The 11,557-nt window shown below is 42.1% G+C and carries 12 protein-coding genes; 1 reads left to right on the forward strand and 11 read right to left on the reverse strand.

The window, feature by feature from the left end:
• Window positions 1–77: 77 nt before the first annotated feature.
• From AX662_RS05800 to AX662_RS05815, 4 genes are all read right to left on the reverse strand, one after another.
• Window positions 78–695: a PepSY domain-containing protein gene (locus AX662_RS05800; protein ID WP_037599497.1), complete on the reverse strand. Its 618-nt coding sequence runs from the start codon at window positions 693–695 to the stop codon at window positions 78–80.
• Window positions 696–807: 112 nt separating this feature from the next.
• Window positions 808–1,692 carry an EamA family transporter RarD gene (gene rarD / locus AX662_RS05805; RefSeq protein WP_060971883.1) on the reverse strand — a complete coding sequence of 295 codons (885 nt, stop codon included), beginning with the start codon at window positions 1,690–1,692 and terminating at the stop codon, window positions 808–810.
• A complete protein-coding gene (gene thrB / locus AX662_RS05810) occupies window positions 1,685–2,545 on the reverse strand; it encodes a homoserine kinase (RefSeq protein ID WP_037604149.1) in 861 nt (286 codons plus the stop codon). Before thrB ends, rarD begins: the two co-directional genes overlap by 8 nt.
• Before the next feature lie 83 nt (window positions 2,546–2,628).
• Entirely contained in the window at window positions 2,629–3,915 is a 1,287-nt protein-coding gene (locus AX662_RS05815; protein WP_060971884.1) for a homoserine dehydrogenase, read from the reverse strand.
• A 172-nt stretch (window positions 3,916–4,087) separates the two neighbouring features.
• On the opposite strand from AX662_RS05815, the gene AX662_RS05820 reads away from it, so the two are divergent.
• On the forward strand, window positions 4,088–4,966 hold the full coding sequence (locus AX662_RS05820; RefSeq protein ID WP_060971885.1) for a polysaccharide deacetylase family protein: 879 nt from the start codon (window positions 4,088–4,090) through the stop codon (window positions 4,964–4,966).
• Between the two features lie 40 nt (window positions 4,967–5,006).
• On the opposite strand, the gene AX662_RS05825 is transcribed toward AX662_RS05820, so the two are convergent.
• The 7 genes from AX662_RS05825 to AX662_RS11115 form a co-directional block, all read right to left on the reverse strand.
• Complete coding sequence (locus tag AX662_RS05825) at window positions 5,007–6,137, reverse strand: acetylornithine transaminase (protein WP_060971886.1); 1,131 nt, start codon at window positions 6,135–6,137, stop codon at window positions 5,007–5,009.
• Window positions 6,138–6,140: 3 nt separating this feature from the next.
• Window positions 6,141–6,878, reverse strand: a complete 738-nt coding sequence (gene argB, locus AX662_RS05830; RefSeq protein WP_060971887.1) for an acetylglutamate kinase — start codon at window positions 6,876–6,878, stop codon at window positions 6,141–6,143.
• Window positions 6,879–6,904: 26 nt separating this feature from the next.
• Entirely contained in the window at window positions 6,905–8,098 is a 1,194-nt protein-coding gene (gene argJ, locus AX662_RS05835; protein ID WP_060971888.1) for a bifunctional glutamate N-acetyltransferase/amino-acid acetyltransferase ArgJ, read from the reverse strand.
• 28 nt (window positions 8,099–8,126) lie between these two features.
• On the reverse strand, window positions 8,127–9,149 hold the full coding sequence (gene argC / locus AX662_RS05840) for an N-acetyl-gamma-glutamyl-phosphate reductase (protein WP_060971889.1): 1,023 nt from the start codon (window positions 9,147–9,149) through the stop codon (window positions 8,127–8,129).
• Between the two features lie 127 nt (window positions 9,150–9,276).
• Entirely contained in the window at window positions 9,277–10,458 is a 1,182-nt protein-coding gene (locus AX662_RS05845) for a pyridoxal phosphate-dependent aminotransferase (RefSeq protein ID WP_060971890.1), read from the reverse strand.
• Between the two features lie 9 nt (window positions 10,459–10,467).
• Window positions 10,468–11,250 (reverse strand): carbon-nitrogen family hydrolase, encoded by a 783-nt coding sequence (locus tag AX662_RS05850; protein ID WP_060971891.1) that lies wholly within the window; start codon window positions 11,248–11,250, stop codon window positions 10,468–10,470.
• A 131-nt stretch (window positions 11,251–11,381) separates the two neighbouring features.
• The coding region (locus tag AX662_RS11115; protein ID WP_197414664.1) for an SH3 domain-containing protein at window positions 11,382–11,557 on the reverse strand (176 nt) is incomplete at its 5' end.

The following is an 11,557-nucleotide window of genomic DNA, read 5'->3' on the forward strand; positions in this document are numbered from 1 at the left end:
CCTTAAGTTTACACCATTTCAGAGAAATTGCAAGGATTTTCCTTAATAAGAAGGAGAGCTTTCACTCTATCTGCGACCTACTGAGCAGGAGTCGCAGCCCCTGTGAGATACTCAGTCGTATAGGCTACGATAGCTCCCGAATCAGCATTTACCGCGTATTTATAACGTAGACCGCTAGCAGCATAGTCAAAGCTGATATTGTAGACCTTACCGTCTCCTTCAGTCTTCAATTCCGTTTTCAAGTTTGTCACAGAACCTTCAGCTAGGCCAGCATGGTTAAGAGCTGTTGTTTGCGCAGTCTCTTTCGATACAGCTGTCTCTTCCTTGCTTTCACTAGGTTGAGTCTCGTCTTTAGGTTCTTCACCTTTTTGAGCGTCATCCTCATCCTTAGTTGTTGGATGGTCACTCTTATGTTTCAAAATAGATCCTGACTGACCATCAATTGTATACTCAAAATGGTTGTCTGACGTTGTGAAACTAATCTCATAACTTCCGTGAAGCCCAGAACGTGCTTTCGAAACTGTTGATTGAGAAATCTCAGAAGTTTTGACACCTGCATTTTTGTAAGCAATGTCTGCCGCATCTTGTTCTGATAAGCGATAACCTGAACCGTTAAAGATAAACAGGCCTGCAGCGATGGCAACTGGGATAGCGAGCAGAATCAGATAGCCCGCTAGCTTTTTCATTTTTCGCATAAAATTCTCCGCTATTTTAATCTAATACTACTATTATATCTTAAAGTTCTAAAATTGTCAGATAAACTTGGCTCATTTTTAGGACAACATCATAAAAAGTTCCCGATAGCTATCAGGAACTTCTACGAAATGTTACTATTTGGCCAGTTATAAAGACTAGTATGGCCATCCAGATAAAGAGGAAGCCTTTCAACTCTCCAAAGCTGACCGTCTCACCAAAAATGAGGATGGCTACGAGAAGTTGAATCGTAGGATTAAGATACTGGATAAAACCAATAAGGTTAAGCGGCGCCCTTTTGACTGCTTCCGAGAAGCAAAGCAAAGGGACAGCCGTCACTACACCTGAGATGGCTAGGAGAAACATTTCCATGCTCGAATAGGAAGAAAATGATTCTGGAGAAAAGAAAACGAGATAGATAGCTACAAAAGGTAGTAACAAGCCACTTTCTACTAGCATGGCTACGTCACTGGAGAGCCTAACCCCTTTTTTGATTAGACCATAGAAACCAAAGCTCAGAGCTAACCCCAATGAAACCATGGGAAGTTTTCCTGTATTGGCAACAAGAACCAGTACTCCTATAAAGGCCAATACTACTGCTGCCCACATGGTCCTACTCAATGATTCACGAAGAAAAATGAGGGCAAACAGGATAGAAACAATAGGCATAATGTAATAGCCCAGGCTAGCTTGCGTCGCTTGACCATGACCCACAGCATAGATATAAATCAACCAGTTAGCTGCTATGAGAAAACTAGCAAGTAGCATACGAAGCAAGGCTTTCTTATCCTGCCAAAGTTCTACAAGCTCCCCTTTGAAACGTGTATTTTGCTTAGCAACTAGGGCGTAAGTCAGCATAGTCACTACAGTAAAAATAATCCGCCATGAGAAGGTGTTGTAAGCCGAAACACCTGCTAAAAGCTTCCAAAAAAGGGATAAAAATCCCCATTGAATATAGGTGGCTAGACCAAAGAGTAGCCCTTGATTTTTTCTAGTCAACCACAACACCTGCTTTATCCACAGATAGGATGAAGGTTTCACCATCTAAACCAAGACCATCGATAGCCGTTTTAAGAGCTTCAGCCTGATCATTTGGCGTCAAGGTCATAACTGTTGGGCCAGCGCCTGAAAGATAGGTCGCATAAGCACCATATTGACCTGACAATTCCTTAATAGTCGCAAATTCTTTAACCAATTTTTGACGGTAGCGTTCGTGGAACATATCCCCTTGAATAGCATGTCCTGCCTTAACCAAATCGCCTGCAAAGAGGGCAGCAATGGCAACGTTGGCAATAGATGATGCAGCTACAGCTTCTTTGTAAGACAGGTCACTTGGAAGTACCCCACGTGAATCAGATGTCTTAAGTTCATAGCTCGGAATGAAGGCTACAAAGGCACACTCTGGAAAGTCTGTCACGATGCTATTAACATGTTCATCCACATAAGAGGCTACAACGAGATTCCCAAAAATAGCTGGGGCAACATTGTCCGGATGACCTTCAATCTTGGTTGCAATATCAAGTTTATCATCGTCTGAGAGCTGCAAGTTTGCCAATTGATTGGCCAACTCGATTCCTGCGACAATAACAGAACTTGAAGAACCTAGCCCACGCGCTAAGGGAATATCTGATGTCATCACCAATTTATGGGGCTGCAAATCAGACTTAACTTGCAAGGCAGTTGAAATGAGGAGGTTATTTTCATCTGAAGGAATATCGCCCAAATCATGTTCGATATGCCATGCATCCACTGGTTCAAGCACCTCGACTGTCAAATATTTAGAAACGGCAACACCCACAGAGTCAAAACCTGGACCAATATTGGCAGATGTTGCTGGAACAGTAATTTTCATAATAATACACCAAAAGGAGGAAAGCCATCAGCGACTTTTCTCCTTGAATACCTTTCTTATACGCACCAGTATGGGCTTATCAATTAGTTAGACAAAACTTTCAATGTGTTGACAACAGTGAAGTCATCTGCTGCTTCAAGTTTTTCAGTAACAGCTTTGAGTTGTGTCTTAGACATAGCATGTGTAATCACAACGATACGAGCTGTTGTGCCATTTGCTTTTTGTTGCAAGACTTGTTCAAATGAAATATCTTCTGAGTTGAAGATTTCAGACAAGTGAAGGATTTTACCTTTTTCGTCTGGCGTATCAAGGGCAAAGTAGTAGTTGCTCTTAACATCTGCTGGATTAGCCAATGGCAAGTCACGACGGAACTCATTAAATGGTTTACCAACATTGCCATCTGAAAGACGACGAGCAATACGGATAATATCTGCCAAAACAGATGTTGCTGTTGGTTTTTGACCAGCACCTGGACCGTAGTACATTGATTCGCCAATACCGATAGATTCAACAAAGACTGCATTCATGACATCGTTGACGCTAGCAAGTGGGTGATTTTTTGGCAAGAATGTTGGGGACACTTCTGCTGAGATACCTGATTCTACTTCACGCACATCACCGACCAATTTGATGACATAACCCAATTCTTGAGCAACAGCTACATCATCAGTAGAGATGTTTGTAATCCCCTTGTGAGTCACATCATCGAAATCAATTGTGGCACCAAATCCAAATTGGCTAAGGATAACAGCTTTATAAGCAGCGTCAATACCTTCAACGTCGTTAGTTGGATCACTTTCGGCATAACCAAGTTCTTGGGCAGTCTTAAGAGCGTCCTCATATGACCAACCTTCGTCAACCATCTTAGTCATCATAAAGTTAGATGTTCCGTTGAGTACACCAAGGATACGTGTCACCTTGTCAGACGTCAAAGAGTTAGCCAAAGTACGCAAAATTGGAATACCACCAGCAACAGCAGCTTCATAGTAGAAAGCCACTCCCTTATCTTGGGCAAGAGAAATCAACTCTTTTCCATGAGTAGCAATCAAGTCTTTATTGGCAGAAACAACGTTTTTACCTGCTTCAAGTGCTTTTGTGATGAAGGTACGAGCTGGCTCGATACGACCCATCAATTCAACAACGATTTGAATCTCTTCATCGTTAAGGATTTCGTCAACATTTGTGACAAAATTGTAGTCGTTTCCGGCAGCGATAAGACGATTTTTTTCCTCGTCATCTTTAACCAAAACTTTGGCAATTTCGAGTTGGTCACGTGAGGCTGCAAGAACCTTTTCACCATTTTCCTTCAAGAGGAAAGGAATACCGCTAGCTACTGTACCAAAGCCAAGCAATCCAATTTTAATAGACATTTACGATTTCTCCTTAAAAACATACATTTTTTTAATTGTACCACATTTCTATCGGAATTGACAGAATATTGTTGCCATTTAAGGAGGCAAGTATTCTTTTTACTGAAAATTCTGTGCATTTCCATCCCATTTTTGTTAGAATAATAACTAGACCTATTTGAAAGGGGATACAATGACTTCTCAAAAGAAAAAAACAACTCAAGCTAACAGAAAGAAACTGAACCTTCTTCTGCTTTTCCTAAATATTGTCCTTCTTGGCTTACTAGCAGTCTTTATGCTTAACCGACCAAATCAGTCGAAAAGCAAGCAACAACAGGCTCAGACCAGTCAGTCTAAGACGACAGCTAAATGGAAAACCTATGACGAACCTGTCCAAATCCCTATCCTAATGTATCATGCGGTACACGTCATGGATCCATCTGAAGCCTCCAACGCCAACCTTATCGTTGACCCAGACCTCTTCGAGGCACAAATCAAGGCTTTGTCAAAGGCAGGTTACTATTTCCTAACGCCTGAAGAAGCCTATAAGGCCTTCACTGAAAACGCTCTACCTGCTAAGAAGGTTGTCTGGCTGACCTTTGACGATGGTAACGAAGATTTCTACACCATTGCCTATCCTATTCTCAAAAAATACAAGGCTAAGGCAACCAACAATATTATCACTGGCTTTGTTAAGAAAGGAAATGCTGGAAATCTTACGGTCAAACAGATGAAAGAAATGATGGCTCACGGTATGAGCTTCCAGTCTCATACGGTTAACCACCCCGATTTGTCAACCACTGATAAGGCGACACAAAAGGTTGAATTAACGAATTCTATTGACTTCCTTGAAAATAAACTCAATACCAAGGTCAATACCATTGCCTACCCATCAGGTCGCTACAATCAAACGACACTTGACCTAGCTAAGAAAACTTACAAGTTAGGACTAACAACCAACGAAGGGCTAGCCAGTGCCAAGGATGGTCTTCTCTCACTTAATCGTGTCCGTATTCTGCCAACAACAACAGCTAAAGGACTTCTCAGCGAGATTGATACTGACAATGAGTAAAAGAAATCACTTGATTCAAGAATCAAGTGATTTTTATGTTCTAGTCAAATATTTCTGATAGGAGAGCCACACCCTTTTCAATTTCAGCATCACTTAGGGTGATGGGTGGCAAAAGACGAATCACGTTTGTCCCTGCAGTTAAGACAATTAACCCCTTATCTCGAGCCGACTGGACCAATTCTCCTAAATTACCAGTAGTCTCAATCCCAATCATATAGCCCAAGCCACGTACAGTGGTAACCGTCTCTTTATCAGATAAAGCTGCTTGCAATTTTGCTTGTAGCTGGTTTCCATTTTCAAGGGCAGTATCTAGAAAACCTGGGACCAACATAACTTCAAGCGTAGCTTTGACCGCCGCCATAGCCAGTTTATTTCCTCCAAAGGTAGAGCCGTGACTTCCGTAAGAGAAGGCTTCTCCAAGAGATGACTTAGCAAGCATGGCACCAACTGGCACCCCATTTGCCAAACCTTTTGCCAGAGTAAAGATATCTGGTTCAATATCGTAGTGCTCATAAGCATAAAGCTTACCAGTACGACCAAGTCCTGTCTGAACCTCATCTACAATAAGATAAATACCCGTCTCCTTACAAAAGTCAGCCAAAGCCTTAACAAAGTCCTTATCAGCAGGTTGAACACCTGATTCCCCTTGAACCAACTCCAACATAATAGCCGCTGTTTCGTCACTAGCTAGGGCCTTGACACTATCTATGTCATTGAAAATAGCATAGCTAAAGTGGGGCACACCTTCACCAAAGCCTTGTTTGATTTTATCCTGACCAGTGGCAGACATGGATCCAAACGTTCGACCATGGAAGGAATTTTGAAAGGTAATGATTTCTTGTTTGCCTGATGCCTTACGAGCGATTTTTATAGCTGCCTCATTGGCCTCTGCACCACTGTTACAGAAAAAGGCCAGATAATCCTTGTCACCAATTAGAAGACCGGCAACATCTTCTTGCAACTGATTATGATAAAGATTAGGCTGGTGCAAAATCTTACCCACCTGCTCTGTCAAAGCCTGATTGACATAGGGATGATAGCCTAGGTTAGTTACCCCGATACCAGATGAAAAATCCAAGTAGGTATTGCCAGTTGTATCAGTCAAATAATTGCCCTGTGCCGAAGCGAAATCAATCGCTGCCCGCTTATAGTTTGAAAATAGTTTTGTCATCTCTTACTCCTTGATTATGGTACCATCTGTCAGGTTATCACCAATAATGACCTGCTCAACACCAGATTCAACCGTCTGAACAGCACTTTGAATTTTAGGAATCATGCCCCCAGTAATCACACCTGAATCTATTTTTTTCTGAACGTCCACAAGATTCAGATGCTCCAAAACCTGATCATTCTCTAAAACACCTTTGACATCTGTCATGAGGATAAGTTTTTTGGCACCTAGACTAATTGCCACAGCTCTAGCAAGGTAATCCGCATTGATATTGAGCAAATCTCCCTGCTCACTATAGCCTAAGCTAGGAATCAAGGGAATCTTGCCTTGAGCAAGGAGTGCTACTAAGGTCTGATTGGCGATGTTTTTGACCTCACCCACAAAGCCATAAGTCTCTTGATCAAAAAAATCAGCATGAACAAGGTCCGGAAGCTCATCTATGACCTGATAGGCTGGCAAACCTGCAGTTGTCAGCTCACCTGCTAAGTTTTTCCCAACTATGTCAACCAAAGCTTCTCTAATCAAGGCCATATCTGACTGACCAGTCACACGAAGACCATTGACCTTGTGAATTGGAATATGATTCTCCTCCATCAGCTGATTAATAGCAAAACCACCCCCATGGACGATAACAACTTTCTGACCAGCCTGCTGCCATTCTGACAGTTTAGCCAATATCTCGGGAGTTAGCTGTTTACTGGCTACTCCACCAATCTTGATTACAATATATTCAGCAGTCATCAGTTAACTCCTTTTCCTTAGATAGTCTAAGTGTGATAGAGGGCATTAATCTTAACGTAATCGTAAGAAAGATCACAACCCCAAGCGGTTCCTTTTTCATGTCCAGCATGAAGATCTACCGTAATGGTCACTTCATCCTCATGCATGATGTCTTTCATTTCCTCATCATCAAAGGTCACAGGACTAGATGCTAGCATGACTGGCAGACCGCCAATCTTAATATCAACATTATCCACAGGAACATCCACACCAGCATAGCCAACAGCAGCTAAAATACGTCCCCAGTTGGGATCTTCACCAAAGATAGCTGTTTTAACTAAACTTGAACCGACAACAGATTTTGCCATCATACGTGCATCAAGGACATTAGGAGCATTGACCACATCAACTTGGATGAGTTTATTGGCACCTTCTCCATCCTTGGCAATTTTCTTAGCCAACTCTTGCATCACAAAATTCAACATCTTCGAAAATTTATCGAACTCTGGTGTATCTGGCAGAATTTCTTCATTGAGCGTGCAACCATTTGACATGACCAGAACCATATCATTAGTCGAAGTATCCCCATCAACCGTAATCTGATTAAAGGTCTTTTCCACATTTTGGCTCAAGGCCAATTGAAGGGTTTCACTAGAAATATTAGCATCACAAGTGATAAATCCTAACATGGTCGCCATATTAGGGTGAATCATACCTGAGCCCTTAGCGACACCAGCCATAGTGACCACATCACGTCCAAAAGTCTCCGTCACAGCAATAGTCTTAGTTGCTGTATCTGTCGTCAAAATTGCCTTGGCAAAATCATCCGCATTCCCATTAACCACTATCTTGGAAAGACCATTTTTCAAGGTATCCATTGGTAGCAACTCACCGATAATCCCTGTAGAAGCTACACCAACCAAGTCTGGTTCAACACCTAGCTTTTCAGCGGTCCACTCCTGCATGGTGTAAGCATCCTCCAAACCTTGAGTCCCTGTACAAGAATTGGCTACACCTGAGTTAACAACGATAGCCTTCATTTTTCCAGCCTTTTTAACAGAGGTCTTGGTCACAATTAGAGGAGCTGCAATCACCTTATTGGTCGTGTAAACACCTGCCACACTGGCTGGTTTTTCAGAGACAATCCAACCAAAATCCATTTTTCTCTTTTTAAATCCCGCATGTAGACCATCTGCTGAGAATCCCAGCGGACTAGCAATTGTTCCATCGATGACTTTCATATTTTTTCTCCTAACTCTATGCTTACATCTACAAGTATGACGGTGTCATAAGCAAACCTTCCGTCTCATCCCACCCCTGCATGAGGTTGAGATTTTGCACTGCTTGTCCGGCTGCTCCTTTAAGCAGATTATCAATAACTGAAATAACTGTCAGAACATTGGTTTTTTCATTATAGGCAAAGCCAATATCTGTAAAATTCGATCCGATTACGTTGTGCAGTTCTGGCAAGCTGTCTTGAACACGTACAAAGGGTTTATCGCTATAAGCCTTTGTGAATGCTGAAGCCACATCAGCTACAGTAACGTCCTTCTTCAACTTACAATAAACCGTAGCCATGATTCCGCGATTAACTGGTAAAAGCGACGTTGAAAACTGAATCTCAGGCATTTCCGGATTAAAGGTCTGCAAGGTTTGAACAATTTCAGGAATATGCTGATGATGATTGAGTTTATAAGTCACGTAATTATCGTGAACATTGACAAAATGACTAGACTCACTCAAAGCCTTACCCGCACCAGTTAAACCAGACTTGGCATCCACAATGACACTATCCGTCTCAATCAGATCAGAAGCAACCAAAGGAAGCAAGGCCAACTCCGTCGCTGTTGCATAGCATCCAGGATTGGCAATGAATTTCTTATCCTTCACATCTGTATATTCTGATAATGCGTATGTAAATTTATTCAAAACACTCTGCTTAGCAGGTGATTTTTTATACCATTCTTGATAAACATTTGCCGGCAAGCGATGATCCCCAGATAAATCAATAACAGGAAAATCAGCTTGAACAAATTCCTCCGCAAGCGAACTAGCAACTCCTGAAGGTGTGGCAAAGAAAACCAAATCCGCCTTTTGCATAATCTTTTCCGCATCGTAAGCTTCAATTTCTAAGTCACAAACACCTGTCAGATAGGGATACACATCAGACAATCGTCGGCCCACTTCCTTGGTTGCGTGAATAGAAACAAGTTCCACTTTTTTATGATTATTCAAAATTTTAACTAACTCTAAACCACTATAACCAGTGATACCAACGATTGAAACTTTCATTTATGCACTCCTTATGAATAAATATGTAACTAGTTTATTGTATTTTTATTCATTTGTCAAGAAAGAATTGAAATTAACATGAAAAAAACAAGCAGTCTTTTTCAACTACTTGTTTCATGATTGTTATCTAGTTATTAAATAATTGCAAGTTGGCAATACGATCGACTGCTTCGACCAGACGTTCTGGCTCTACCAAAAGCCCAATACGAACATAAGCATCTCCTGCAGGACCAAATCCTTTACCTGGTGCCACAGCAACATGGGCTTTCTCAAGCAAAAGATCCGCAAAACTCTCACTAGTGTAACCCTCTGGTACAGGCATCCAAGCATAAAAAGAACCTTTGGATGGAAAGGCCTTCCAGCCAATCTTAGCAGCTGCCTGGACAAAAGCATCTCGGCGGCTATCATAAGTCGCATTCAGTTGAGCAACAGCCTCCTCAGATTTAGGATCTAAGAGGGCTGTAATCCCAGCCTCCTGCAAGGCAGGAAAGATTCCCACAAAAAGATGGTCTTGAATCAGATTTAAGGCTTCAATCATTTGGTCATTCCCAGCAGCAAAGGCTAAACGCCAACCAGCCATATTGAAGGTTTTCGAGAAAGTATAGAACTCAATGCCCACATCTTTAGCACCAGGTGTTGATAAGAAGCTAGGATTCTCATAGCCTCGATAGCCCAAAGCTCCGTAAGCCAAATCACTCACCACACCAACTTCGTAGGTCTTCGCCCAGGCAACCAACTTTTCATAAAAGGCCTTAGTCGCCACAGCACCCGTTGGATTATTTGGATAATTGATATAGATAAACTTAGCACGCCGAGCTGTCTCTTCAGGAATGGCATCCAAATCTGGCAAGAAATCATTTTCAGCCGTCAAAGGAAAGGTCTCATAGGCTACACGTCCTAGACTCACTCCTGATAAATAATCAGGATATCCTGGGTCAGGCAAGAGCAGGAGGTCGCCAGGATTCATCAAAGCTAGAGGCAATTCCACAAGCCCAATTTTAGCACCTCCCATGACACAAATCTCACGCTCCGCATCCAAATCGACCCCATAATATTTCTTGTAAAAACTAGCAGCAGCTTCCTTAAAAGGACGATTGCCTCGAAACTGTGAATACTTATGGCTAGCAGGATTTTTCGCTGAGGTACAAAGCGCCTCAACAATATGGTCATAGGTTGGTTGGTCAGGATTGCCCTGACCGAGATTGATAACATCTGCTCCTTCCGCCACCTTGGCATTAACTTTAGCAACCAAACCTGCAAAAAACTGTTCTGGCAATGCCTTCAATAAGTCAGATTCTTCAAATAACATAAACACTCCTTAATGATACAAGTCCGTGCGACGATCCTCAAAAACAGGAATCTGACCTCGAACCTTATCTACCTCTTCAAGATTAATATCAGCCGTAAAAACGCCCTCCTCATTCTCCTTGGTTTGTAAGACCACATTTCCAAGTGGATCTATAACCATAGAATGTCCTGAAAAGATATCGTTGGGTCCTGCTCCAACACGATTGACAGCAACTACAAAAGCTTGATTTTCAACTGCACGCGCCTTTAACAAAATCTCCCATTGCTGCACTCGAGGTTCCGGCCACTGCGCTACCACAAAAAGTACCTTGGCCCCTTGTGCCATCTGTGTTCGCACCCATTCAGGAAAACGAATATCATAACAAATGACACTGGCAGCTATCACACCATCAAGCTCAAAAACAGACTCATTCGACCCAGCAGACATGTACTTATCCTCTGCCATAAGGCCAAAGAGATGGACCTTACTATAGGTATTGATTAAGTCCCCAGACTTATTGTAGACATAGGTCGTGTTGTAGAATTTGCCGTCTTCCTCAATAGCAACAGACCCTCCGATAATAGCCACAGCATGTTTCCTAGCAAAATGAGACAAGAGTTCTTGAGAGTCCAATCCAGCCTTATCCGCAAGTCCATCAAGTTCATTTAAAGCATAGCCTGTATTCCACATTTCAGGAAGCACAATAACATCAGGATTGTCATCAAGCGCCCTTTCCAGCATCTCTATGACGTGTTTTTTATTTTCCACAGGCTGTCCGTGAACGACATCCATCTGTACCAACGCAATTTTCATAATAACCTCGATTCTATATTAACCATTATAGCACTCCAAAAGACGTCACAAAAATTGAAAAATTCAATCTCATGATAAAGAAAGGCTATCAAAAAAGGCTGGACATAATGTCCAACCTAATCATTATTACACTAAGCAATATCAACGTAACGACGAGCACCGCTCACTGTCATGTATGAAAGCCATGTGTGACCGTCCGCTGTCAAAACCTTATCGTAGTTAACGCTCATACCTTTATCATAGTAAGCCAACTCTGGGCTTGAAACTTTAGCTTCTGCCTTGATTGACGCACGACCTGTGAAGGTAT

Origin of the sequence: Streptococcus sp. CCH5-D3 (assembly GCF_001556435.1) — a bacterium.
GTDB lineage: Bacteria > Bacillota > Bacilli > Lactobacillales > Streptococcaceae > Streptococcus.